The following is a 26,359-nucleotide window of genomic DNA, read 5'->3' as shown; positions in this document are numbered from 1 at the left end:
TAACGGTCTTGCTTGTGGGCTGTGGCGATCAAGAAACGTCATCTCAGCCGCTAAAAGAGGATCCAGAATCACAGCCGGTGTCGGTGCAAGTCAATCAGTTGGGTTACTTGCCTGATGGCGACAAGCTGGCCGTGTCGACAGGCCAGGGCAATCAGTCGTTCCGGTTGGTGTCACAAGAAGGCGAGGTGATATTTACCGGTTTCTCTTCAGAGCTCAAGTTCTGGGAACCTGCCGGTGAGCAGGTCAGCCTGGCAGATTTTTCAGAGCTGCAACAACCCGGGGCATATCAGTTGCAGGTGGAAGGCTCTGATCCCATTGCAGTGCAGATTGGCGAGGATGTCTTTGAGCAGATTCATGACGCTGCCATCAAAGCCTACTATTTTAACCGCGCATCTGTGCAACTAACCCCGGAATTTGCCGGTGCCTGGGCCCGTCCTGCCGGCCATCCCGATGACAGGGTACGGGTGCATGCCTCGGCCGCATCGGCAGAGCGGCCAGCGGGCACTGAGATTGCCGGCCCCAAAGGCTGGTATGACGCCGGTGATTACAACAAGTACATCGTCAATTCCGGTGTTTCAACCTATACCCTGCTGCAGGCCTGGAACGACTTTGAGGATTTTTATCGTCAGCGTCATTGGCAGATCCCTGAATCGGCTAACGAACTCCCTGACTTAATCGATGAAATACTCTGGAATCTGGAATGGATGAGAGCCATGCAGGATCCCCATGACGGCGGTGTTTACCACAAACTCACCACCCTGAATTTTGCCGCTGCGGTAATGCCCCACGAGGCGACTGCGCAGCGCTATGTGGTACAAAAAACCACTGCGGCAGCACTCAACTATGCTGCGGTAATGGCCAGTGCCAGCCGCGTATTTGAAGATTTTACCCAGCAGCATCCTGGACTGGCCGATGATTATCGCCAAAGTGCTGAACTTGCCTGGCAATGGGCTGTGGAAAATCCTGGGGTGATTTATCAGCAACCAGAAGATGTGTCGACCGGCGCTTATGGCGACCAGCAACTGGAGGATGAGTTTTCCTGGGCTGCCGCTGAGCTTTATCTCGCTACCGGCAATGCAGACTATCTGCAGGCGTTTTTTGCCCGGGATAAAGAGATCAAAGAGGCCTCCTGGTCTCATGTGGCGGCCCTTGGGTATTATTCTCTGGCAACTTCGGACAGCCTGAGTGGGGAAGATAAACAGCGAGTCATTCAGCGGATAGTGTCAGCGGCAGATAAGATGCTGGCGCAGCATCAGCAATCCGCTTATGGGGTCGCCATGGTTGAAGAGGATTTTGTCTGGGGCAGTAATGGAGTGGCGCTGAATAAGGCCGTGCTGGTCTATCAGGCCTGGCAACTCAGCGGCGAACAGGGGTATCTGCAGGTTGCGCAGGGACTGCTCGATTATGTGTTGGGGCGCAATCCCACAGGTTATTCCTATGTGACAGGTTATGGCCACAAAACGCCGATGCATATTCATCATCGTCAATCAGAAGCGGATGATATCAGTGAGCCGGTACCCGGCTGGCTGGCCGGTGGTCCGCAACCAGGATGGCAGGATGAATGTTCATACCCCAGCCGCTTACCGGCCAAATCCTATGTGGATGACTGGTGCAGCTATTCCACCAATGAAGTGACTATCAACTGGAATGCGCCATTGGTTTATCTGCTGGCGGCCTTTTCATCTGACAGCCAACAGGAGTCACCATGAAACACAGACTGCTTTTCTCCCTTGTTGTTCTTAGCCTGGTGCATTTTGGCGTGCAGGCAAACGACAACGCTCAGTTGTCTCTGGCATCCCTGGCGGATTTTCCCATTGGTGCGGCCGTACCGGCCGATCCCTGGCCTAATAGTCTGATGCAAAGTCCACAGCGCCAGGCGCTGATGGAGCAGCACTTTGACAGTCTGACTGCCGAGAATGCGATGAAAATGGCCTACCTGCAACCAGCACCCGGTGAGTTTGAGTTCAGCCATGCTGACGCACTGGTGAGCTATGCCAAAGCTAACGACATGATAGTTCACGGTCACGCCCTGGTATGGCATACACAGACCGCCAAATGGATGGATGAACACCCAGGCCCGGCCCATGAAATAACCCAGATAATGGACAACCATGTTCGCACTGTGGCAGGTCATTATGCCGGTAAGATAACCAGCTGGGATGTGGTTAATGAGGCCTTTACCGATGATAACCCTTCTGAATACCGGGAAACGCTGTGGTACAACAATATCGGCCCGGGCTATATAGAGCGGGCGTTCCGCCTTGCCCATCAGGCTGCGCCGCAGGCGGATCTTTATTACAACGATTATGATATCTCCGGCATGATTGGCCCGGCCAAGCTGGATAGGGTGCTGGAGATGATCGATGATTTTCTGGCCCGTGGTGTGCCGATACATGGGCTCGGCTTTCAGATGCATATTGATACCGAAAAGCCCAGTCTGGAGGATATCCGGGAGTCATTCGCCAAAGCAGTGGCCCGTGGCATCAAAGTGCGCATTTCGGAGCTGGATATTGCTGTTAATCAATCTGAGCAATATCAGCACTTAACACCGGAGGTGGCCCAGCTTCAGCGCCAGCGTTACCGCGATGTGGCCCGCGTCTATCTGGAAACGGTGCCGGCAAAGCTGCGCGGTGGTATTACCCTGTGGGGTCTTACCGACAGCGACAGCTGGATCCCGGGATTTAAAGAGCGGGCCGACTGGCCTTTGCTGTTTGATGCTGATTTTCAGCCAAAACCAGCGCTGGAAGGTTTTGCCCAAGGACTGAGGGGAAGCGAATGAAGAGTCCTGCCCTGATTTTAATCGGCTGTGTGGCGTTTAGTATGAGCTCACTGATGATGGCATCGGCTGTGGTGGCTGATCCGAAGCCACAAGCCAGTTTCCACTGGTTTGACTATCAGGGGCAGGATCCGGTTTTTGCAGAACCACTGGCTAAGGGTGAGTATCAGAACCCGATGGCGGCGGGCTTTTTCCCCGATCCCAGTATCACCCGCAAAGGAGATGATTACTATATCGCGGTGTCCTCCTTTGCCTACACGCCGGGGCTGCCGATTCTGCACAGCCGCGATCTGGTCAACTGGCAACTGATAGGCCATGCTCTGAACCGGTCTTCGCAGACAGAATTCAGCGGACTACAGATCTCCCGCGGTATTTTCGCACCCACTCTGCGTTATCACGATGGCCTGTTCTATCTGATCACCACGGCGGTAGACAGTGGCGGCAATTTTATTATTACCGCTGAAGATCCGGCGGGTCCCTGGTCAGATCCTGTGTGGTTGCCTGAAATAGACGGTATCGACCCGGATATTTTCTTTGACGATGATGGCAGAGTTTATATCACCCACAACGGGCCTCCTCCTGACGAGCCCTTGTATGAAGGCCACCGGGCTATCTGGCTATGGGAATATGATCCAGAAACTCAGACTGTGTTGCCAGAATCACGGAAGCTGATTGTTAATGGCGGCGTGGATCTGAGCAAACAGCCTATCTGGATTGAGGCGCCCCATCTGTTCCGGCATCAGGGCTGGTATTATTTGTTGTGTGCAGAGGGCGGCACCGGCTATAACCATTCTGCCGTGATGTTCCGCACCCGCTCTCTGGACAAGCCTTTTGAGCCTTACAGCGGCAATCCCATTCTGACCCAGCGGGATCTGGAAATAGACAGACCAGACCCTGTTACTACCGCCGGTCATGCGGATTTTGTGCAACTGCCGGATGGCCAGTGGTGGGCCATATTTCTGGCCACCCGCGCTTATCAGCAGACCTATTACAACACCGGCCGGGAAAGCTTCCTGCTGCCGGTTAACTGGCAAAACGGCTGGCCGCATATCCTTCCAGCCGGCGAGCCCGTCCCTTATCGTCCGGATACGCCCAGAGGGCTGCCGCAAGTGCCGGTGACGGAGCCTCTTACCGGCAATTTCAGCTGGCGGGATAACTTTGATGGTAAAGCATTGAACGTCCACTGGAATCTGTTGCGGGAATTTGATCGTAGCTGGCTGAATCTGGACCAACAAAGGCTGCTATTACAGGCCAAAAGCGCAGGGCTGGACAGCATGGCTCAGCCCGCCTTTGTGGCACGACGTCAGCAGCATATGCATTTTACCGCCAGTACCGCACTCAGTCTGCCTGAGGAGGGAATGTCAGCGGGGATCGCCGCCTTTCAGAACGAGTCCTATCACTTTTATCTGGGCGTGCGCGCCGACACAGAGGGCTATCAGGTGTTTCTGGAGCGAGCCGGTGACGGTGAGCCTGAGCAGGTTGCCTCCCAACAAATTCAACCTTCATCAGAGCCGGTCAGACTGAAGGTTGAAGGCAAACCAGGACAGATCAAATTTCTTTATTCAATTGGTAGCGGAGACTGGCACTCATTAGGCGGAAAACAGGATGGCAAATTGCTGAGCACCGAGGTGGCTGGCGGTTTTGTCGGCACCATGCTGGGATTGCATGCCCGACTGGAAACAGGGGAATAATAATGAGAAAGCGCCATTTGCTATGGCTGGGATTGGTATTGTTCACCCGGACGGTGTGGTCTTTACCAGCAGGTTATCTGACTGAGCAACCGGCTGAAGGTGATTTTGCGCTGGTGGCACAAAGCAGCCAGGCTCTGATCCGCACAGACAGCGATGATCACAAAGGCCTGCTGCGCGCAGTGCGCAGTCTGCAGCAGGATATTCATAAGGTCAGCGGACGGCAACTGAGCATCAGTCATACCGAACAGGCACCACAGATGCTGATTATCGGCAGTCTGGATAACAGTGACCTGGTGAACCAACTGGTGGCTGCCGGTAAGCTGGATGTCAGTGCCATTCGCGGCAAATGGGAAGCCTATCAGATTCAGACAGTCAGACAGCCTCTGCCAGGCGTTGAGCAGGCGCTGGTGATAGTAGGCAGTGACAAACGAGGCGCCATTTACGGGGTCTACGATCTGGCCGAGACCATCGGTGTCTCACCCTGGTACTGGTGGGCCGATGTGCCGGTGATAAAACGCGAACAGCTACATATCAAAGCCGATACCCTGATAACCGATGCGCCGAAGGTTAAATACCGCGGTATCTTTCTGAACGATGAGCACCCGGCCCTGAGTAACTGGACCGCGGAGAAATTTGGCGGCTATAACAGTCAGTTTTACGTGCATGTGTTTGAGTTGTTGTTGCGCCTTAAGGCCAATTTTCTGTGGCCTGCTATGTGGAACAATGCCTTTGCCGATGATGATCCACTGAATCCCATTCTTGCCGATGAAATGGGTATCGTAATGAGCAACAGTCACCATGAACCCATGATGCGCGCCGACAAGGAATGGAACCGCTATGGTGAAGGGCCCTGGGAATACTCCACCAATCGCGACAATATCTATCAGTTCTGGCAGGAGGGCGCCCGCCGGCATAAGGAGCTGGAAAGTATTTTTACTCTGGGCATGCGTGGTCAGGAAGACGAGCCCATGAGTGAAGGCGAGAATATCGGCCTACTCGAGCAGGTGGTGGCCGACCAACGAGAGATTCTGCGCAATACTTTCACCGACACAGATATCAGCGAAGTGCCGCAGGTCTGGGCGCTGTACAAGGAGGTTCAGGGCTTCTATGAGCGCGGAATGCGCGTACCTGATGATGTGACCCTGCTGTGGGCCGATGATAATTTTGGCAATATCCGTCGCCTGCCTACCGCCGATGAACGCGGTCGCGAGGGCGGAGCCGGAGTGTATTATCACTTTGACTATGTGGGTGGCCCCCGTTCCTACCGCTGGATCAATACGGTGCCAATGGCCAAGATCTGGGAGCAGATGAATCTGGCCTGGCAGTATCAGGCCGATCGTATCTGGATTGTTAATGTGGGCGATCTTAAACCGATGGAATTTCCCATCGACTTTTTCCTGCGTATGGCCTGGAACCCTGAAGACTTCAGGGCGGACAATCTGCAGCAGTTTGCCATCGACTGGGCAGCGCAGCAGTTTGGTAAGAAGCATGCCCAAACTGTGGCGGAACTGATCCAGGGCTATACCCGTCACAATGGCCGGCGCAAGCCCGAAGCGGTGGAGCCGGACACTTACAGTATTTTTCATTACGATGAGGCCGGGCGGATCTCAACGGAACTGGCGCAGCTGGTTGAAAAATCCGACCTTGTTGAACAGCAATTAGCCGCGCAGCAACAGGACGCTTATGTACAACTGGTGTCTCATCCTCTCAAGGCCACTCAGGCGGTGTTTGAGCTTAACCGGGCAGTGGCGATGAACCGTTTGCATGGAGAGCAGGGCCGGGTCAGCACTAATTACTGGGCCGAACAGGTGCGCTACTGGTTTCATCAGGATGCACAGCTAACCGAAAAATATCATGGCCTGGGAGAGGGCCGCTGGAACCATATGATGTCTCAGCCTCACATAGGTTACACCTACTGGCGTAACCCGCCGGCTAATCTGATGCCGGTGGTATCGGTGGCCGAACCCATGGAAGTGGCGGATATGGGCGTGGCACCAGAGGGGTCAGATCACTCCTGGCCCATCAGTGAATACCAGGGCCAGACGCTGTCGCTGGATACCTTTTATCCCCATGGCCAGGCCGAACGTTATATCGAAGTCTTTAACAAAGGCACCCAGCCTTTTGAATTTAAAGCCAGGGCCGTGGCAGACTGGATTACGTTAAGCCAGACACAAGGCAATATTGAGCAGCAACAAAAAATCCGGGTCAGTATCGACTGGGATAAGACACCAGCTGGCCACAGTCAGGGGGAAGTGGTCATCCAGGGAACCGGCTGGGGCGCTGCTCATATTAAGGTGTCGGCATATAAACCGGCGGACAAGCCACAAGGGTTTGTGGAAGCCGACGGCTATATTTCCCTCGAAGCGGCCAGCGCCAAAGTGGTGGGTAACCGCGATGGCGCGTATTGGCAGGAGATTCCCGGTCATGGGCGCACCCATTCCTCGGTGTCTGCGGTTACCGGGCAGGATATGGAAATAACGGATCTCAGTGCTGCACCCTATCTGCAATATCCCCTGTATTTTCACTCCACCGGTGAATTTGAGCTGCATGCAATAGTTGCCCCGACACTGGATTTTGTGCCCGACCGGGGGCTGCGCTTCGCCGTGGCGCTGGGCGAGGAGAAACCACAGATAGTGGATATTCTGGCGGATAATAGTCAGCGGGCCTGGGAGCAATCGGTACTCGATGGTGTGCGCCGAGCCAGCCATAAATTACAGGTAGAAAAACCTGGTCAATATCAATTGCGAGTTTACCTCGTCGATCCTGGTGCCGTGTTGCAGAAACTGGTGATCGATACCGGCGATCTGCGAGACAGTTATTTAGGCCCCCCCCAGAGTCAGTTTGTGCGCTAAATACAGCAGGCAAAGACGTCCTTGCAACAAAAAACTAACAAAATCCTTATGAAAACGTTTGCAGTTTTCTTCCCGGCAGCTAATAATTTGCTTGTTCGGGTCGGGTGTAGCTGTCCTGGTTTGTATTAAGTGGATGAATTTTAAGTATTTTATAGTTATAAGGCTGTTGTTTTTAATGTTAAGAAAATGTTGCGAATTATGTTTTATTGTTTGCGTTTTTTTTGAGTTGGTTTGACCCCTTGTTATCCCTAACGCACTATCTATACAAGGCTGTATCAGTGCGGTATCTCGGGCTGAAAACCTTTGCAGCTCAGTTATCTGAGCAACAAAAAGTAACAGTCCACAAATTGGCTTGTCCGGCGATCCGGCAGGTCTGATGACATCACCCGGCAACACCATCAGATGCGGGTGGCATAAAAAGAATAGTTATTGGAGCATATCAATGGTGCGGAACAGTTCGAATTTCAAAGCAGGGCAACTGCCCGTATTCAAAAGGTCGATGTTGGCCATGGCGATGATCGGTATGTCGGTCAGTGCCTATGGACAGGACTCTGGCGAAGCTACAGAAGACAAAGGTGAAGATGTCGAAGTCGTTGAGGTGACAGGTGTCCGCGCCAATCTGCAAAGTGCCCAGAATATGAAAAGGTATTCTGATACCGTGGTAGACGGCATCTCTGCAGAAGATATCGGCGTACTGCCCGATCGCAGTGTACTGGAAGCCATTCAGCGGGTGCCTGGGGTATCTATTGAGCGCTTTGCCGGACCCGATGATCCGGACCATTTCAGCGTGGAAGGTAGCGGCGCCATTATTCGTGGTATGACCCAGACCCGCAGTGAATTCAACGGTCGTGATTCTTTTACGGCGAACTCTGGCCGCGGTCTGTCTTTTCAGGATGTGTCGCCCGAACTGATGGGCGGGGTGGATATCTATAAAAACCAGACTGCCGATATGATTGAAGGTGGTATCGGTGGTACGGTCAGCTTACGTACCCGCAAGCCCTTTGATTCTGACGGTCGGGTATTTGCCTTTGGTGGTGACTACTCCTACGGAGATCTAGCCGAAAAAGGCAGCCCAACCTTTTCCGCTTTATACAGTGACAGATTTGAACTCGACAGTGGTGCCGAGTTTGGCATGCTGTTTAACCTGGCTCACTCCCGTTTGTATGGAGCCTCTCACGGTATCCAGTCTGATGCCTACACTACCTATTATGCCAACAACCTGCCAGGTGCCGGGGAATTTGCCGGAGCCGATGGCGAGGGCGTGGTATGGATCCCCAATGCCTCCAACCTGCTGAACAAATTTGATGACAGAGAGCGCAAAGGCTTTGCCACGGCCTTGCAGTTTGAAAATGCCGATGAAACCTTCCTGGCTACGTTCCAGTATATCCGCTCTGATGCCAGGCTGTCCTGGCATGAGCAGGCGATAAAATATCAGGGCAGTTATCAGGAACTCGGCGCCCGTACCTCAAGGCCAATGGAGGGCACTGAGTTCGAGTTTGATGATCAGGGGCTGTTTGAAGCCGGGATTATCACGCAGGGTGTGGATGGCTGGCGGGCTGCAGACGGCAACGTCGATCGTGTACCCCGCGCCTGGGGTGACAATGCCCGCAGTCAGTTTGGTCACAAAACTCAGTTTGACAGCCGGGTTAAGGATACCGAAACCCTGGTGGAAGACTTCTCACTGAATCTGGAATGGAAAGCCACGGATTACCTGACCCTGAGCACAGATATTCAGTATGTGCAGGCGGAAACCAGTGATGACGATGTGGTGGTACACACCGGCAGCTTTGCCGTACAGGAATATGATGTTCGTGGTTCTACGCCAACAGTGCGGCTGATTGAACCCTGGATGGGTTACCGGGATGAGAATCCGGATCTGTTTGCCAGTGGTTATCCGGGCTTCAGTGGTGATCCTGCCGGTGACAGCAATTACTTCCAGGATCCCACTTCCTATTTCCTGCGCAGCGCCATGGATCACTATGAGCGCTCGGAAGGTGATTCCTTTGCCGTGCGTTTCGACGGAGAATATCACTTTCAAGACAGAGGTATCCTGACCTCGTTACAGGCCGGCGTACGTTATGCCAAGCGCGAACAAATAGTACGTAGCACCAGTTGGAACTGGGGAGCATTGGCACCTGAGTTCAGTGGTGCCGCCCCGGCTGGATGGCTGGATACGCTGGAAGGCGCGGAGTCCGACTTTGAGCTGGTGGACTGGTCAGATTTTCATGACGGTGATGTGGCGAATATCCCTGGCAATCAGACCATTCATGCGACAGAGGCCTATGTGCGCTCTATTATGGGCGCCAATCCGGCCCGTCAGCCCTTTATGTCGGCTGGTGGTAGCTGGCAGCCCTATCCTCAGCGTGACAACGTGGACAGTGAATTTGGTATTTTCACCCCAGGCGAGATTAATGACACCACCGAAACCAATAAGGCCATCTATCTGCGGCTGAATTTTGAAGGGGACGGTGATCTGCGCTACAGCGGTAATATTGGTATGCGTTATGTGGAGCTTAATCGTGAGGCGCTGGGCTTTATTACCTTCCCTGATTTGGTGGCGGACTTCCCGGCACCTGGCGAGTTAAGAGGTACCCAGCTTACCCCTGAAGTGGTTACGGCCTATGTTAATCAGCAGATTGCCGATGGTACTTACGCCAGTTTCGAAGAAGCCCTTGCAGCAGAGGAAAATCGCTGGATAGGTGAGCAGGTCAATTATCTGCCTGCCCAGGAACAGGCCTATGGTAACGATACCGAAGCCGCACTGGCGGCCGATACTACCTTCAAGATGTGGTTGCCGAGCTTTAATATTAAGGTGGAACTGACCGATGATCTGGTGGGCAGGTTTGCTCTTTCCAAGGCTGTGGCGCTGCCGGATATGGGGGATGTACAGTACCGCGCTAATTTAGGTGCCGAGCCGATAGAAGCGGTCAGACCCACGGACGAGGTGGACCCTGACAATCCGCCGCAGCCTGAGGACAATCTCATCCAGTACGCCTTTACACCTGCCTGGACCGGCAGCGGTGGTAACCCTTTCCTCAAGCCAATGGAATCTATTCAGTATGATGTGGCGCTGGAGTGGTACTTTGCTGATGTAGGCCAGTTGAGCGTTACCCTGTTCCACAAGGAACTGGATAATTACTTTATTCAGGGGGCTTTCGCCCAGAACTTTACCAACCCGAGCACCGGTACCTCACAGACCCATCTGGTGACCACCACCACTAATGGTGGTAAGGGCAAGATGGATGGTCTTGAGCTTGCTTATCAGCAATTTTTCGATAAATTGCCGGAGCCCTGGGATGGTTTGGGGGTACAGGCGAGCTTTACCTATATCGACGCTGGTGGCGTACCCAATAACGAAGAATCTCTGGATGACGCAGAGTGGGTGGGCAATCCTGACAATGACACGGGTATTCGGGTGGATCTGGATAATGTGCCCTTGCAGGGGCAGTCAGACCGCACCTTCAACCTGGTAGGCATGTATGAAAAAGGAGACTGGAGTGCGCGTCTTGCATACAACTGGCGCTCCCGATATCTGCTCACCACCAGGGATGTGATCAGTAAGGCGCCATTGTGGTACGACGATCATGGTCAGTTGGATGGCTCAATCTTTTACAATGTGAATGACAATTTCACTATTGGATTGCAGGGCACCAATCTGACCAACTCCCAGTCGGAAACCATTATGATGCTGAATAATGAAGGTCTGGAAGCCGGACGCTCATGGTTTGTCTCGGATCGCAGAATTGCCCTGGTGATGCGGGCCAACTTCTGAGTTGTGCGCTAATGTGTGTGGTGTGGGTGCGCTCCTGGTGATTAACCGGGGCGCACCTTTTTTTCATTTTGAATACTGAGACAACAGGTGTCGCAGCGACAGCGTATTATCATTTTAGGTGGCGGTACCGCCGGATGGATGACAGCAGCAGCCCTGGTAAGATATTTGCCTGCCAGCGAATTCGACATCTGCTTGCTGGAGTCGTCTCAGATTGGAACTGTAGGTGTCGGAGAGGCCACTATCCCTCATATTCGCCAGTTTAATCAATGGATTGGACTGGATGAAAGTCAGTTTATCCAGTCCACGGGTGCGACCTATAAACTGGCCATTCGGTTTCAGGGGTGGGGCAAGGAGGCCGCCAGTTATTTTCATCCCTTCGGTTTCAGTGGCGAGGATCTCAATGGGCTTCCCTTTCATCAGTACTGGCTGTGGTTACGCCAGCATCAACAAGCCGGCCTGAAACCCTATGATCATTACTCGATGGCGGTCTTAATGGCCCAGGGAGGTCATTTCAGCTATCCGCAAGAGCAGCCCGATGATCCTTTATCAGCCTACAACTATGCCTTTCATATGGATGCCACCTTGTACGCGAAATTGCTGCGAGAGCGCTGTATTGAGCAGGGTGTAGAGTGGCTGGATGCCAGGGTTGAAGCAGTATCTCAGCATTGCAGTGGCGATATTCGCGCCCTCAAACTTGATGATGGCAGAGAGGTGGAAGGGGATCTGTTTATCGATTGTTCCGGCTTCGCCGGTGTTCTGATTGAACAACATCTGCACGCCGGCTATGAAAACTGGCAGCGCTGGCTTCCCTGTGACAGAGCACTGGCAGTGCCAAGCGATGCGAATAGTAACCCTCCGGTCTATACCAGCTCCCGGGCCACAGCAGCTGGCTGGCAATGGCGTATACCGTTGCAGCACCGAACCGGTAACGGCCTGGTGTATTGTGGTGAATTTATGTCTGATCAACAGGCTGAGGAAACTCTGCTATCCGGTTTGCAGGAAATGGCACTGAATGACCCTAAGTCACTGAGATTTGTGACCGGACGGCGCCGCCATAGCTGGGTGAAAAACTGTGTTGCCATTGGTCTGTCATCGGGTTTTCTGGAGCCACTGGAGTCTACCAGTCTGTATCTGATTCAGGTGGCTATCCAGCAGTTGCTGGCTTGTTTTCCGGGCACACAGATAGGTGACACAGAGCGGCAGTACTTCAACCGTACCATGGAACTGGAATACCAGCGGGTGCGGGATTTCCTGATTCTGCACTACAAGCTAAACCGTCGCCCAGAGCCCTTCTGGCAACACTGCGCGCAGATGGAGATTCCTGACAGTCTGGCTGAACGTCTGGCCATGTACCGGGAAACCGGGCACCTGCTGGAATACCGACAGGGTCTGTTCCAGCCTGCCAGTTGGCTGGCAGTGGCACTGGGGCAGGGGGAGTATCCCGGGAATCTGGATGCTCGTCTGGACAGCCAGAGTCAGGCATCTGCCATGGCCTGGTTCTCTGACTATCAGCAAAAATTACAACAGATGGCGGCTCAGATGCCCAAACATGCCGACGCGTTACAACAGAATATGGCGGCCAGGGAACCGCCAGCCATCAATAGCCTGTATGGCTTTCGGAGTGGCAGATGAGGTCAATCCGCCAGCTTGTATTTGTGGGTCAGGGCTTGTGGCTGCAGATGGCAGTAGCGCTGGCCTGCAGGCAACTTAAACCCTTCGGGATGCATTGCAGCGCAATCGAAATGCCCGGTTTACAACCTGAGTCCGGCAGTGTGGCCTGCGGTCCCGAGCTGCAAAGTGTATGTCAGATGCTGGGCCTGAATATGATAGAGATACTGCGACAGGCCAGTGCTACCTTCAGTCTGGGACGGGATTATAAGGACGCAGCAAACAGTGAGGCGCGTCCGCCGTCATCGGGCTGGTTTGTACCCTACGGCAGCTTTGGTCTGAGCCAGAATGGGGCTGAATTCGAGCAGGGACTGTTCGGCTACCTGGCCACACAGCCCGACCAACAGCTTGAGCCCTATTGTCTGGCCGCCCATGCCGCCCGGCATGGCAAGTTCGCTTTGGCCCCACAGAGCCGGCCGGATCTCAAAGCCTTACTGGACTTTGGTTTACATCTGGACAGCCATGCTTTCGCCGCAGTGTTGCGTCAATATAACCAGCAACAGGGGGTAGCGTTTGTACAAAGCGAAACCCTGAATATGCAACAAACAGCAGAGGGCGTGATACAGCATGTTGTGCTGGATGACGGACAAACCCTGCCGCTGGATTTTTTTATCGACTGCCGCCCGGCGGCGGATCAGGCAGACAGTGCCGCTTGCCGGATACAGTTATCCGCAGAACAACCAGGCTCTGAGCTGAACCGGCCATATACATCGGTAGAACGGACGCCGTGGGGGTGGCTGGTAAACCATCCGTTGCAGGGAAGATGTATCTGGTATACGGAGTTCAGCCCGTCACTGCACCGCCAGGAGCAGATAACTGAATGGCTCGAAAAGCGACTGGCAAAGCCCGCCTGGAAAACACGACACAGACGGCAGCAGGCACCTCAGCATCTCTGGCAGGCTAACTGCCTGAAGCTGGGTCTGGCTGCAGAGGCGCTGGACAGCCCGCTACTGGATGATCTTGGCGCGCTGCAATATCTGCTGATCCGCTGGCTGGATCTGCTGCCGAATCAGACCCTTTGCCCGGCGACTGCAAGCCTGTTTAATCAACACTGGCAACTGTATTACCAAGAATCACTGGACTACCTGAAATATCACCAGGCGCCGCTGGAGACCGAATCCGGTCGCTTATTCGCCCGCCTGGGAAGGTTGCCAATGCAGGAAACCGATGCCATACGCAATGTTCAGCGTATTGCGCTGCTCTATGGTCTGGGCTTACGGCCACAATTGCCCAGTCGGCTGCTTGCGTGCAACAGCCCCACAGAGATAGCCGATGCGATGGAGAAAATCCGCTATCATCTGAATAATCTGGTGGTGGGGATGCCTGAACATCAACAAACCCTTAGCCGCTGTTTGGCAGCACCTTTTGTTGACCGTTGAAATTGAGGCAGTAATGACAGAAAAATTAAGAAAAATCATTGTATTGGGCGGCGGTTCCGCAGGCTGGATGACTGCTGCGGCACTGGGTAAAGTATTAAAAAATCAGTACTGTCAGATTCAGGTGATTGAGTCGGAACAGATTGGCACCGTGGGCGTAGGTGAGGCCACAATTCCGCAGATTATGCTTTACAACCAGCTTATTGGTCTGGATGAAGATGAGTTTGTGCGCCGCACCCAGGGTACCTTCAAACTGGGTATCCAGTTTGTTGACTGGCACAAGCCCGGCAGCAGTTATTTCCACGCTTTCGGCGACGTGGGCAAGAACATGGAAGGTGTGCAGTTCTACCATTACTGGCTGAAACTGCGGGCTTTGGGCAAGGCAGCGCCGCTGGATGACTATACGCTGACGTCGCTGGCCTGCCATGAAAAACGTTTTATGCGCTCCATCGACGCAGGTAACTCCCCCTTGTCAAATATCGCCTATGCCTTTCATTTTGATGCGGGCCTGTTTGCCAAATACCTTCGCGAGTTGTCGCAGGGGTGGGGCGTGCAGCGCACCGAAGGCAAGGTGGTTGAGGTACGCCAGCATGACAACGGCTTTATCCATTCATTGCTGCTCGAAGATGGCAGTGAACATGAAGCCGACTTTTTTATTGATTGTTCAGGGTTTCGTGGCCTGCTGATCGAACAGACCCTGAAAACCGGCTTTGAGGACTGGAGCCACTGGCTGCCTTGTGACAATGCCATTGCGGTGCCCAGCGCTAATACTAAGGAGCCCTGGCCCTTTACCCGTGCCAGCGCGCAAAAAGCCGGCTGGCAGTGGCGAATTCCGTTGCAGCACCGCGTGGGTAACGGCCATGTGTATTGCAGTCAGTTTATGTCAGAAGATGAAGCCACCCATATCCTGCTTAAAAATCTGGATGGCGAGCCGCTGGCCGAACCACGCCGGATCCGCTTTAAAACCGGTAAGCGCAAGCAGTTCTGGAACAAGAACTGCCTGGCCGTTGGCCTTGCCGGAGGCTTTATGGAGCCACTGGAGTCTACCAGTCTGCATATGGTGCAGGCGGCAATTTCCAAGTTGTTCAGCTTCTTTCCTGACCGCCAGTTTGCGCAGGCCGATATTGATGAATTTAACCGTCAGATGCACTTCGACTATGACAGGATCCGGGATTTTCTGATCCTGCACTATTATGCCACGCAGCGGGATGACTCGCCGTTCTGGGATTACTGTCGGACCATGGATGTACCCGAGGAACTGACCCAGAAAATAGAGCAATTTCGCTCCAACGGGCGGGTGTTTCGCTTCAACAACGAAATGTTCAGTGATTTGAGCTGGTTTGAAGTGATGCTGGGGCAGGGCATTGAGCCGCGGGGTTATCATCCGCTGGCGGATATTTTCAGCGAGCAGGAACTGGCCCGGCGACTGGAGAGCATTCGTGGCGTGATTCGTAAATCGGTGGATTATATGCCCTCGCATCAGGAGTTTATTGATCAGCACTGCAAAGCCCGGAAAGTTTACTGATGCAACTGACCGTTCAGCATATTGGCCATGAGCAGCAGCCACTGCTGATCGTGGATGACTTTGTGCCAAATCCCGGTGGTCTTATCGATTTTGCCATGCAACAGACCAATGTGTTGCCCGCCGACGGTCAGTATCCGGGCTTGCGCTCACCGGCACCGCCGGCCTACGGGCAGTTTCTGCTGGAACAGCTTGTTCTGCATCTGATCTCCTTTTTCGGGGCGTCGGCTGGCGAGTTAGGCAAGGCCGATTGCTATTATTCTCTGGTCAGCACGCCAGCAAATGAATTAACTCTGCTACAACGCCTGCCTCATTTTGACCGGCCTCATCCGGATGAACTGGCGATAATCCACTATCTGTGCAATGAACAGCATGGCGGTACCAGCTTCTACCGCCATCGCAGTACCGGCTTTGAATCTGTCACTGCTGAACGTCAGTCTGAATATCAGCACCGGCTGGAGGCAGATCTGAGAGAATCAGCCCTGCCGACGGGCTATATCAATGGCGACACCTCTGTTTTTGAGCGCATCGCATCCATTCCAGCCCGCTTCAACCGGGCGCTGATCTATCGTTGTTCTTCCCTGCATTCAGGGGACATCGGGCCTGATTATGGTTATGACCTCAATCCTCTGAGTGGCCGGTTTACTATTGCTTCCTTCCTCAGCGTTTAAATTCTTAAATTTCGTAACCCGCTGTTAATCATTTGTTAAAAATCACAATCTATAAACGTATTTTTACAAGCTAAAAGTCAACGGGGTCATACTACAATCGTTTTCATAACGTTGGTCTCGTTTTGATGTTGTATTTCGTAAAAACCATCGGGCCAGCGTTAGACACAGAGCCGCAGATGCTGGCAGTACGCCTGAAGGTGAGCACAAAAAAAATCTGCGCAGGGTCACTCACTAACACATTGAGGGATACAACAGAATGAAAACACAACGAAGATTTACAAAGTCCGCTCTGGCGAAAAGTATTTCGCTGCTGATGGGCGGCGCGGTGGTCTTGCCCCTCCACGGGCAGGAGAATCAGACTCAGACTGATCAGGCCCAGGACAATGCCGTAGAAGTCATACAGGTACGCGGTCTGCGTTCCAGTATGCAGGAAGCGACCATGATTAAACGCAGTTCTATGGGGGTGGTGGATGCCATCTCCTCAGAGGACATAGGTAAATTCCCGGACACTAACCTGGCGGAGTCCCTGCAGCGTATTACTGGTGTGTCCATCAGCCGCACTAATGGTGAAGGCTCAGAAGTGACGGTACGTGGCTTCGGTGGTGATAACAATATGGTCACCTTAAATGGCCGTACCATGCCTTCTGCCACCACTTATGGTGCAGGTTCCGGAGCCGATGGCACCACCCGTGGAGGTAACGCACGGGCCTTTGATTTTGCCAATCTTGCTTCTGAGAGTATCAGAGCAGTGGAAGTGTATAAGACCGGCAAGGCGGATATCGCCACTGGCGGCATCGGTGCCACTATTAACGTTAAAACCGCACGGCCTCTGGACAACGAGGGAATGGTGGCCAGCGTCGGTGTGAAAGCCGCCCATGACACCACCAATCGGACCGGCGATGATGTTACGCCTGAAGTTTCAGGTATTTTCAGCTATACCGATGATGAAGCCAGATTTGGTGTCAGCCTCTCTGCCAGCCATCAGCAACGGGACTCCGGCTATACCGGGGCCACAGTCAATGACTGGCAGGTGGATTACTGGGATGATCTTGCCGATGCCGACCGGCTCTGGAACAACACTGAAACGGAAGTGCGTAACGCACCGGAACAGGGCCAGCTGTATACCCGCCCCAATGATATTCGCTATGCCTTCTCCAATACTGAGCGGGTACGTGATAACGCGCAACTGACCTTACAGTTCAGACCTTCAGACAACTTTACCGCTACCGCCGATTACACCTTTGCTGAGAATGAAATTGTCGAGCATCGCGGTGAAATCACCAACTGGGTACAAACCGGCAGCAATACCAAGGTGGTGGAGTTTGATAATAATATCGTCAAAACTCCCACTTATATTCAGGAAACCTATGCCGGTGCTGTGGACGAAGGGTACGAGCAGCAGTGGCGGGAGCAGACTAATACGCTGAAGTCCTTTGGTATTAATCTGGAATACCATGTCAATGATGACCTCAGTCTGGCGCTGGATGCGCACAGTTCAGAGTTATACAGCCGTGGCACCGGACCGCGCAACACCGGTGAACTGGCTGTGGGTCTGGGTGCGCCTATTGTAACCTCCCGCGAATGGTTCTATGGGAGTGACTTGCCCACCTATCTGAATGTGTATGACGACACGTTGCCGGACAAGGGCGCGAACGCTAATGGCATGGTTGACCCGGGCGATGTAGGTTCATCCATCGCCAGGCTCAGAAATGCCAGCCAGGAAAGTGATATCAAGCAAATCAAACTGGATGGTACCTATCAGTTTGATGATGGTCGCTTCGATTTTGGGGTCGAGGCCCGGGAGATGGAATCCCGTTCCATACAAACCGCTGGTAATAATATTGCCATGGGTAACTGGAACGTGGGAAATCCCGGTGAGTTCGGTGATCTGGTACAGCCTTTTGATCTGCCCAATGAGTTTGATGACTACGATACCCTCGACGGCGGCTATGGTTTTATTGCCGATCCCCGCGCGCTGTACGATGCCGGTCTTGATTTGTATCCTGGTATTCCAACCGCATCAGAAGAAGCCCTGTCTTATGACGATATCGTCTCAGAAGACACCCTGGCAGCATACTTTCAGGTCGCCTTTAGCGGTGAGCTGGGTGATATGACCTTCGATGTGCTCACCGGCGCGCGGTATGAGAAAACTGAGACCAAATCCAGTTCGCTGGTCAGTGAAGTGTTCTTCGTATGGGAGGATAACAACGATATTGTTTCTCGTGTAAACGGCGATGTGCCGCCGCAACCGGTCAGCGCAGAGAACGATTACGACTACCTGCTTCCCAGTCTCGACGTCAGCCTCAATATTACCGATGATCTGAAAGGCCGTTTCTCCTTCAGCAAGACCATTGCCCGGGCAGGACTGGGTGATCTGGGGGTATCGGCGTCTAACTTCGGTGGGGGAGGCGGTTCCACGTTGCTTGGTGCTCAGCCCACAGCAGAAGCGTCGAATCCAGCGCTGCTACCGCTGGAATCCTCCAACTTTGATCTGTCGCTGGAATGGTATTACAACCCCTACAGTTATATGTCGGCGGGCTTTTTCCAGAAAAACGTTATTAACTTTATCGGCAGTCGTCAGGTGGATCAGCCGCTGCTGGATATCCGTGATGTCACCGGTGGGCCCCGTGCTCAGGCGGCCGCTCAGGATGTAGTGAATGCCGGTTTCCCGCTGGACGATACCTATCTGTATTCGATGATGGTGTTTAATGAGTACCGGGATCATCCGGATATGATTGCCGAGTTCGGGCCTAATCCGCAGTTTACCGGGACGCAGGCTGAGATTGATTTTCTGGCTAATAATCCAGGATTTGATCTGACTGCAAATCCGGACGATCCGCTGATGGAGTTCCGTACCGACACGCCGGATAATAACAGGGAAGCCAAACTTTATGGTGCCGAGTTTGCGATTCAGCACTTCTTTGGTGAAACGGGTTATGGTGTGCAGGCCAACTACACCATTGTGCGTGGTGATGTGGGCTTTGATGTGACCGCAGATCCGAATGAGTCGCAGTTTGCGTTGATTGGTCTGAGTGATACCGCTAACCTGATTGGCATGTATGAGAAAGACGGCTTACAGGCAAGAATCGCCTGGAACTGGCGTGATAAATATCTGGCTGAGGTAAACAAAGGGGGATCCAACAACCCCAGGTTTGAAGAAGCCTACTGGCAGATTGATATGAGTGTCAGTTACGATATCACCGACCAACTGACAGTGTTCGCTGAAGGTATTAATGTAACTGGCGAGAACAGTCGCAGTCATGCCCGTAATGAAGCCATGTTATGGTATCTGACTGACCTCGGTGCCCGTTATCAGTTGGGTGCGCGTTACGCCTTCTGATCGGCACTTAGCCCCCGCCGTAACCGGCGGACAAGTAGTACAACCAGAAGCCGCTGGTGACAGCGGCTTTGATCCGTCAGTAACGGCTATACCCAAGTGACTTTTAGTATCTGAAGTTATTTGGGTATAGATGAGGAGTAACAGTATGGCCAGACATGAATTGTTGAATAATATTACCCATCAGCATACCCATGTAGTGCATCAGTTTGGTAGCCAGTACGGTGACAATGTGGCCAGTGTGCCGGTATTCCCCACCGAATTTATCGAATTGCAGAAAGATTATCCCATCCTGTTTCGCCGTGATAAAGAAGATGGCCCCTATCAGGCCATTGCCCTGCTGGGATTTTCCGACAGCGAGAATCTGTTTCTGGATGAAAGCGCTGCCTCAGGCTGGGATGCCCGCTCTATTCCCGCCAGCGTCGAGCGCGGCCCATTTCTTATCGGCTTTCAGCGCCAGCAGGATATGCACGGAGAAAAGGCTGAGCCGGTAGTGCATATCGATATGGATCATCCTAAGGTTACTGAAAGTGAGGGACAGCCGCTGTTTCTGTCTCAGGGGGGCAACAGCCCCTACCTTGAGTATATTTCCCTTAAACTGCAGGCAATTCATCAGGGCATGGCGCTGCAAAAGGGCATGTTTTCCGCCTTTGAGCAATTAAATCTGATTGAGCCGATAAATATCGAGTTTGAACTGAACAGTGGTCAGAAACATCGCCTGATTGGCAATTACGGCATCAATGAAGAGCGCCTGGCACAGCTCAATGGTCAGCAACTGGAGCAATTGCACCGGGCCGGATACCTGCAGCTGGCCTTCGCCGTGATCGGCTCCATGACCAATATACGGCCGCTGATTGAGCGCAAGAACCGTCAACCAGACAGGCGCAGGGAGAGGGCATGAGTTCAGCCATTGCTCGCCGCACTCAGGTCATTGAGGACTGTCAGCCGGGCCAGATCCCGCCAGAGGTTTTGAGCAACCATGAACCTGTAGTGCTTAAAGGGCTGGTCAGCGACTGGAAGCTGACAGAGCTGGCGGGTCAGTCTGACCGGGCGGTGGTGGATTATCTGTGTGAGCACTACAACGGCAGGCCCAGCCAGATTTGCTGCGGTGAACCGGGTATAGAAGGGCGCTACTTCTATGATGAATCCGTTACCAGACTGAATTATGAAACCCGCATCGGCCCCATCGACGAGGCACTGGAGATGATGCTGGCCGCTGCGGAGCAGTCACCGCCGCCAAGCTATTATATCGCCTCGAATGTTATTCATACTCATTTTCCCAAACTACGTGAACAGAACGATATCCGTTTACCACGCCAGCCATCGGATTTGGCCACTGAGCCTGAGCGGGTCAGCATCTGGATCGGTAATCGCTCTCTGGCCGCCTGCCATTATGATGCTTCGGATAATCTGGCCTGCTGCGTGGCCGGCCACCGGCGCTTCAGTCTGTTTCCACCTGAGCAGATCGCCAACCTCTATCCCGGTCCGCTGGAGCCGACACCAGGCGGGCAGGCCATCAGTATGGTGGACTTTGCCAACCCCGATCTTAGTCGCTATCCGAATTTTCCACAGGCGCTGCAAGCCGGGCAGGTGGCAGAGCTGGAACCTGGTGATGCCTTATATTTGCCCAGTATGTGGTGGCACCAGGTAGAAGCGCTGGATCCCTTTAACCTGCTGATCAACTATTGGTGGAGTGAAGCACCCCGGTATACGGGTTCGGGTATGAATGTGCTTTATCATGCCCTGTTATGCCTGCGTGATAAACCGGAGCACGAACGCCGGGCCTGGAAGGAAGTACTGGCCTATTACGTGTTTGACGATCCACAGCAGGCAGGCCGCCATTTGCCGGAAGCGGCGCGGGGCGTGCTGGGCGAACTGGATGAGATGCAGGCCCGCCAGTTACGGGCCATGTTGCTTAACCGGCTGAACCGTTAAGCGCAGTGAATGAGGAATTGCCGTGCAGGATAATGTCGTAACAAAAGTTGTGATTGCCGGTGGGGGTACCGCAGGCTGGGTGGCTGCTGCCGCCCTCAGCAAAAGACTAAATGGCCTGGTCGAAGTGGTGCTGGTGGAGTCTGAGGATATCGGCACCGTAGGGGTGGGCGAATCGACCATTCCACCGGTGCAGTTGTTCCACAATCTGCTCGGTATCGATGAGCAGGAATTTATGCGTGCCACCGATGCCACCTTTAAACTGGGGATCAGTTTTGAAAACTGGGGGCAAGTTGGCGATAAATATATGCATCCCTTCGGCACTACCGGCAAAGGCAGCTTTCTGGCTGATTTTCAGCACTATTATCTGCATGGTCTGCAATTAGGTATCGACGCGCCACTGGGAGATTACTGTTATGAATTACAAGCGGCTCAGGCCCATAAATTCGGCAAAACAGACAGCTCCGGTATCAGTTACGCCTACCATCTGGATGCCGGGCGCTACGCCCGGTTTCTGCGCGGTTTCAGTGAAGCGCAGGGGGTCACAAGAATTGAAGGAAAAATCGCTGAGGTAAGACAACATGCCAATGGGGATATCAGCTCGCTGGTACTGGAGTCAGGGCAGGAGCTGGAGGGCGATCTGTTTATCGACTGCACCGGTTTCCGGGCGCTGTTGATTGAGCAGACACTACAAACCGGCTTTGAAGACTGGGGCCACTGGCTTCCCTGCGATTCTGCGGTAGTAGTACAGACCGAATCTGCCGATACGCTGCCGCCTTACACCCGGGCCATGGCCCATGATGCGGGCTGGCAATGGCGGATCCCGCTGCAACATCGAGTTGGTAATGGCCTGGTGTATGCCAGTGATTATCTGCAAGAGGAACAGGCCCGCGAGCGCCTGCTGGGTAATCTGGAGACACAGGCATTAATGACGCCCAGGGTTTTGCGCTATAAAACCGGCCGCCGCAAACTGTTCTGGAACAAAAACTGTGTGGCACTGGGGCTGTCCAGCGGGTTTATCGAACCGCTGGAATCAACCAGTATCTATTTGTTTATGAACGGCGTGATCCGCTTGCTGAGGCTGTTTCCCTTTAACGGTGTCACCCAGCCTCTGATCGACGAATATAACCAGCAATCGATCAGCGAACTGGAGAAAATCCGCGATTTTATTATTCTGCATTATCACCAGACCGAACGTGATGACAGCGAATTCTGGCGTTATTGCCGCAATATGACGATCCCCGATTCGCTGGCTCACAGAATGGAGCTGTTCAGAGAAGGTGCCCATGCGTTTCAGACCGGTGAGGAATTATTCCGGCTTGAATCCTGGACCCACGTGATGCTGGGCCAGCGGCTGATACCAAAAAGTTATCAGAAAATTGTCTCCACACTGAGCGAACAGCAACTGACCCAACACTTACAGGGAATCCGCCGGACTATCAATCAGGTAGTGGCACGACTGCCCGGACATAGTGACTTTATCGGTCGCTATTGCCCGGCTGAGGGAGAATAGCAGCATGTTGTCTACCCACAAGAATATGCAGATCCAGAGCCTGCATATAGGTAAGGAGCAGGCGCCACTGCTGGTAGTGGATAATTTTGTTGACCAGTCCCAATGGCTGGTGGAGCAGGCCTGCAAAGAGCACCTTGTGGCCAACTCGCCCTATTACCCGGGAATCCGCGCCGCCGCCCCGGCCCGTTACCGCCAGTTGTTATTGCAAAGCCTCGAATCCACCCTGATCGACGCTTTCGGGCTGCCCGCAAACTCATTGAGTTTTTCTGTCTGCCACTTTTCGGTGGTGACTACGCCGCCACAGCAGCTAAAACTCTTGCAACGCATACCCCATTTCGATACGCCTGAGCGCGATGCCCTTGCCGCAGTGCACTATTTGTTTGAGGGCGATCAGGGCGGTACCGCCTTTTATCGCCATCGAAAAACCGGCTTTGAAACCATTGATAAGGGCCGGGCACCGGAGTATTTCCGTTCACTGGAGGCCGAAAACAACGGACCCAATCTGCCTAAAGCCAGCGAAGGCTATATCAGTGGCGATACGCCGCTATTTGAAAAGATTGCGGAACAGCAGGGAGTATTCAACCGTCTGATCGTCTATCGAAGACACTCCCTGCACAGCGGCGCCATCCCGGCCAATGCCAGCCTGTCAGCGGATCCCCGCCAGGGCCGCCTCACTATCAGCAGCTTTATTGATTGTTGTTGAGTGAAAAATTACTGCTCGTTGTCTGGTTGAAGAACGGAGAAAAGTTGAATGCTTTAGTCAAAAACTCACAGCAGCTCATTCACCATAAGACTCGATTCGACGGATTCGATTGCATTTCACAGAAGTGAACTCGATGACGTGGCAGAATCGCTGTTCACTTTTCCCTTTTCTGGTATAGCCATTGACGGCCCCAGTCTTTCCGTGAGAGATAACATGATCAACGGTCAGACTGGTCGGTTTGTCCAGCTCACCGACTTGGACCAGGATGGCTGCTGAGGTCGTCACAGTGCCACCCACATAATTCCACATCACTTCAGGATCGAGGATGGACCTAAGAAAATCCGTGTCCCGGGTCTCCAATGCGATAGCGATATCTTCCACCATCTTGTTTTTAGGCGAATTGCCACAATCTGCGCTGCGGCTTACCTGTGACATCTGTATTCCTCCTTTGGGTATCTGACACCCGTTTTTGGATCGGCCGCAGTCAATGTGGCCGTCCCTTATCCTTGTGCTGCTTGCGCAACATCTAACTGATGCAGTCCAGCCATCTGGCCGGTGTAAAATAGTATCGCCGTTCCCTCGAGTTCTGTCTTTTCCAGCCCGCTTTGCAAGCGAGAATCAATCACTAATATTTACTGCCTCCCCTGTGCCACCTCTGCCTGAAAAGGGCTGGCGGGCAGGCCAGCACCGTTGTAGAGCACTGCTTCGGGGTTATCTGCCCAGGCGTAGCGTACTTTAACCGGTTCTCTGATATCCGGGTGAGACAGCAGAATTTTGTTGCCCTGCTGTTGCACTTTTTTGGCCCATTGATACTCCCCGTCGGCAGCGGCGATGGCAAAGGCGTCGCCGTCTTTGATCACCAGTCCGTCAGTGGCATGTGTGAAGCTCAGCTGCAGTTGTTGCCCTTGTCTGGTCACAGATTGCAGCGCCGGGCCCCGATAGGGCATTTCTTCATTCAGGGCCACGGCTCTTGCGGCCAGGGCCAGACGCTGACCTAAAGTTTTTTTATCAACCGGGTGAATATCGTTCCACTCTCCGGTGTCGATAGCCACTGTCATGGCCGTATTGGGCTCAGACAAGGCCTGTCTTTGCGCCTCTCGCAGACGAGCCCAGTTGCTGTCTTTGGGCACATCGCTTTTTTGCATAAAGTTTGCCAGTTGTACATACAGAAAAGGCAGCTCACCCTGACCCCAATGCTTGCGCCAGTCGCGGATCATGGTTGTGAATTTGGCGTGATAATCCTGCCAGCGGCCGGTGTTCGACTCACCCTGATACCAGATAACGCCTTTAACAGGCATGTGGGTCAGGGGCGCCGTCAGGCCGTTAAATAATCCCAGCGGTTTCCAGCGGATAAAGGTATCGCCCTCCAAAGGCTCGGCAGTGGTGCCGTCCCGCATTTTCCACTGTCCGCTTAGTGTCAGTTTGTCGTTGTCGGTACCCAGCCAGTAGGGTTTGTCTGGCACAAAACCGGTTTTATTACTGGTGGCGGTGACACGAATGGTAACCAGGTTGTCTCCTGCTTTTAACAACCCTTTTGGGATGGTATAGCGCCTGGGAGGGTACTGATAGGTGGTGTGACCCACCTTTACCCCGTTAATATAGGTCTCATCGGCATCCACAGCCCGGCCCATGCGCAGAATATCGGCATTTTCCGCCTGCCCCTTGCTCAGTGTCAGCGTTTTACGCAGCCACCATACGCCAGTAAAGGGCTGGCTGCGATAACCAGGCAGAGTAAAGGTTTGCCAGTGGCTGTCATCCAGCGTCGGGTCATACCAGGGGACAGTGGCATTAAGGCCGGCATCATTCTGATGCAGTTGGCCATACCATTGTTCGTTTTTGGCTTTGTCGGCCAGTGTGATTGACTGAATAAGCGCATCGTTCTTAAAGCGTGAGGCCTCGGCCAGCGATTCGGGAAAGGCCTGCAGTGCTTCTTCGCTTAACCAGGCCTCTACCGGAGAACCGCCCAACGCATTATTCAGTATGCCAATGGGTACGCTGTTGTGTTCAAACAGCTCGCGGGCAAAGTAGAAGGCCACCGCAGAAAATCCGGCCACAGTATCCGGCGTGGCGGACACCCATTGGCCCGATTCAACATCATCCTGAGGCGCTTTAAAATTGTATTTCTGCGGCACTTTAAACTGGCGGATCAGTGGGTAGTCTGCGTTTTCCAGATCCTGTGGGTAGGCTTCTGCTACCCTGGCCATGGGCAGTTCCATATTCGACTGGCCCGAGGCCACCCAGACATCGCCAAAATAGACATCCTTCAATACGATACGATTATTGCCACTGAGCTCTATGCGATGTGGCCCGCCAGCAGGCTGTGGCGGCAGTGCTACCTGCCATTGCTCTGAGTCGCTTCGGGTTTGCCCCACCAGCCTGCCGTTGAGTCGAACCTGCACCTGCTCGCCCGGCTCCGCCCAGCCCCAAAGGGGGATTTTGGTATCCCTTTGCAGCACCATGCCTTCGCCGATAAGTTTCGGAAGACGGATATCGGCGCTGACCACGGGGCTCAGCAATAGCGTAAAAATTAGCAGTATTCTGATCAT

Annotated in this window: 16 protein-coding genes; 14 read left to right on the top strand and 2 right to left on the bottom strand. The window is 53.4% G+C overall.

Annotation, left to right across the window (positions count from 1 at the left end; genetic code table 11):
- Nucleotides 1–77 precede the first annotated feature (77 nt).
- From AT746_RS17655 to AT746_RS17590, 14 genes are all read left to right on the top strand, one after another.
- The gene (locus tag AT746_RS17655; RefSeq protein WP_197414290.1) at nucleotides 78–1,709 is read left to right on the top strand and encodes a glycoside hydrolase family 9 protein; all 1,632 of its coding nucleotides are present in this window, start codon (nucleotides 78–80) and stop codon (nucleotides 1,707–1,709) included.
- A complete protein-coding gene (locus AT746_RS17650) occupies nucleotides 1,706–2,779 on the top strand; it encodes an endo-1,4-beta-xylanase (protein ID WP_062483154.1) in 1,074 nt (357 codons plus the stop codon). The genes AT746_RS17655 and AT746_RS17650 overlap by 4 nt, the downstream gene beginning before the upstream one ends.
- Nucleotides 2,776–4,467, top strand: coding sequence for a glycoside hydrolase family 43 protein (locus AT746_RS17645; protein WP_062483153.1), 1,692 nt, complete (start codon nucleotides 2,776–2,778; stop codon nucleotides 4,465–4,467). The genes AT746_RS17650 and AT746_RS17645 overlap by 4 nt, the downstream gene beginning before the upstream one ends.
- A gap of 2 nt (nucleotides 4,468–4,469) precedes the next feature.
- A complete protein-coding gene (locus AT746_RS17640; RefSeq protein WP_062483150.1) occupies nucleotides 4,470–7,319 on the top strand; it encodes a glycosyl hydrolase 115 family protein in 2,850 nt (949 codons plus the stop codon).
- 442 nt (nucleotides 7,320–7,761) lie between these two features.
- Nucleotides 7,762–11,091: a TonB-dependent receptor gene (locus AT746_RS17635; protein ID WP_062483149.1), complete on the top strand. Its 3,330-nt coding sequence runs from the start codon at nucleotides 7,762–7,764 to the stop codon at nucleotides 11,089–11,091.
- Between the two features lie 87 nt (nucleotides 11,092–11,178).
- Nucleotides 11,179–12,723: a tryptophan halogenase family protein gene (locus AT746_RS17630; protein ID WP_062483147.1), complete on the top strand. Its 1,545-nt coding sequence runs from the start codon at nucleotides 11,179–11,181 to the stop codon at nucleotides 12,721–12,723.
- Nucleotides 12,720–14,138, top strand: coding sequence for a tryptophan 7-halogenase (locus tag AT746_RS17625; RefSeq protein WP_062483145.1), 1,419 nt, complete (start codon nucleotides 12,720–12,722; stop codon nucleotides 14,136–14,138). The genes AT746_RS17630 and AT746_RS17625 overlap by 4 nt, the downstream gene beginning before the upstream one ends.
- A 13-nt stretch (nucleotides 14,139–14,151) precedes the next feature.
- Entirely contained in the window at nucleotides 14,152–15,660 is a 1,509-nt protein-coding gene (locus AT746_RS17620) for a tryptophan halogenase family protein (RefSeq protein ID WP_062484375.1), read from the top strand.
- Nucleotides 15,660–16,328, top strand: a complete 669-nt coding sequence (locus AT746_RS17615; RefSeq protein WP_062483143.1) for a DUF6445 family protein — start codon at nucleotides 15,660–15,662, stop codon at nucleotides 16,326–16,328. Before AT746_RS17620 ends, AT746_RS17615 begins: the two co-directional genes overlap by 1 nt.
- Nucleotides 16,329–16,584: 256 nt before the next feature.
- Nucleotides 16,585–19,668: a TonB-dependent receptor gene (locus tag AT746_RS17610; protein WP_062483140.1), complete on the top strand. Its 3,084-nt coding sequence runs from the start codon at nucleotides 16,585–16,587 to the stop codon at nucleotides 19,666–19,668.
- 145 nt (nucleotides 19,669–19,813) lie between these two features.
- Nucleotides 19,814–20,566: a SapC family protein gene (locus AT746_RS17605; RefSeq protein ID WP_062483138.1), complete on the top strand. Its 753-nt coding sequence runs from the start codon at nucleotides 19,814–19,816 to the stop codon at nucleotides 20,564–20,566.
- Nucleotides 20,563–21,600, top strand: coding sequence for a cupin-like domain-containing protein (locus AT746_RS17600; protein ID WP_062483137.1), 1,038 nt, complete (start codon nucleotides 20,563–20,565; stop codon nucleotides 21,598–21,600). Before AT746_RS17605 ends, AT746_RS17600 begins: the two co-directional genes overlap by 4 nt.
- Nucleotides 21,601–21,622: 22 nt before the next feature.
- A complete protein-coding gene (locus AT746_RS17595) occupies nucleotides 21,623–23,110 on the top strand; it encodes a tryptophan halogenase family protein (protein ID WP_062483135.1) in 1,488 nt (495 codons plus the stop codon).
- Between the two features lie 4 nt (nucleotides 23,111–23,114).
- Nucleotides 23,115–23,813: a DUF6445 family protein gene (locus AT746_RS17590; protein WP_062483133.1), complete on the top strand. Its 699-nt coding sequence runs from the start codon at nucleotides 23,115–23,117 to the stop codon at nucleotides 23,811–23,813.
- 75 nt (nucleotides 23,814–23,888) lie between these two features.
- Here the strand turns inward: AT746_RS17590 and AT746_RS17585 are convergent, their stop codons facing one another.
- The gene (locus AT746_RS17585) at nucleotides 23,889–24,248 is read right to left on the bottom strand and encodes a nuclear transport factor 2 family protein (RefSeq protein ID WP_062483131.1); all 360 of its coding nucleotides are present in this window, start codon (nucleotides 24,246–24,248) and stop codon (nucleotides 23,889–23,891) included.
- A 197-nt stretch (nucleotides 24,249–24,445) separates the two neighbouring features.
- Nucleotides 24,446–26,359 carry a sialate O-acetylesterase gene (locus AT746_RS17580; RefSeq protein ID WP_062483129.1) on the bottom strand — a complete coding sequence of 638 codons (1,914 nt, stop codon included), beginning with the start codon at nucleotides 26,357–26,359 and terminating at the stop codon, nucleotides 24,446–24,448.

Origin of the sequence: Lacimicrobium alkaliphilum (assembly GCF_001466725.1) — a bacterium.
GTDB lineage: Bacteria > Pseudomonadota > Gammaproteobacteria > Enterobacterales > Alteromonadaceae > Lacimicrobium > Lacimicrobium alkaliphilum_B.
This window is presented reverse-complemented; position numbering and strand designations above follow the sequence as displayed.

Excerpts from the sequence above, each read along its gene's own strand:
- AT746_RS17585 (WP_062483131.1), bottom strand. The coding sequence starts at position 24,248 with ATGTCACAGGTAAGCCGCAGCGCAGATTGTGGCAATTCGCCTAAAAAC.
- AT746_RS17605 (WP_062483138.1), top strand. The coding sequence starts at position 19,814 with ATGGCCAGACATGAATTGTTGAATAATATTACCCATCAGCATACCCAT.
- AT746_RS17610 (WP_062483140.1), top strand. The coding sequence starts at position 16,585 with ATGAAAACACAACGAAGATTTACAAAGTCCGCTCTGGCGAAAAGTATT.
- AT746_RS17580 (WP_062483129.1), bottom strand. The coding sequence starts at position 26,359 with ATGATCAGAATACTGCTAATTTTTACGCTATTGCTGAGCCCCGTGGTC.
- AT746_RS17600 (WP_062483137.1), top strand. The coding sequence starts at position 20,563 with ATGAGTTCAGCCATTGCTCGCCGCACTCAGGTCATTGAGGACTGTCAG.
- AT746_RS17615 (WP_062483143.1), top strand. The coding sequence starts at position 15,660 with ATGCAACTGACCGTTCAGCATATTGGCCATGAGCAGCAGCCACTGCTG.
- AT746_RS17625 (WP_062483145.1), top strand. The coding sequence starts at position 12,720 with ATGAGGTCAATCCGCCAGCTTGTATTTGTGGGTCAGGGCTTGTGGCTG.
- AT746_RS17645 (WP_062483153.1), top strand. The coding sequence starts at position 2,776 with ATGAAGAGTCCTGCCCTGATTTTAATCGGCTGTGTGGCGTTTAGTATG.
- AT746_RS17620 (WP_062484375.1), top strand. The coding sequence starts at position 14,152 with ATGACAGAAAAATTAAGAAAAATCATTGTATTGGGCGGCGGTTCCGCA.
- AT746_RS17640 (WP_062483150.1), top strand. The coding sequence starts at position 4,470 with ATGAGAAAGCGCCATTTGCTATGGCTGGGATTGGTATTGTTCACCCGG.
- AT746_RS17635 (WP_062483149.1), top strand. The coding sequence starts at position 7,762 with ATGGTGCGGAACAGTTCGAATTTCAAAGCAGGGCAACTGCCCGTATTC.
- AT746_RS17590 (WP_062483133.1), top strand. The coding sequence starts at position 23,115 with ATGTTGTCTACCCACAAGAATATGCAGATCCAGAGCCTGCATATAGGT.
- AT746_RS17650 (WP_062483154.1), top strand. The coding sequence starts at position 1,706 with ATGAAACACAGACTGCTTTTCTCCCTTGTTGTTCTTAGCCTGGTGCAT.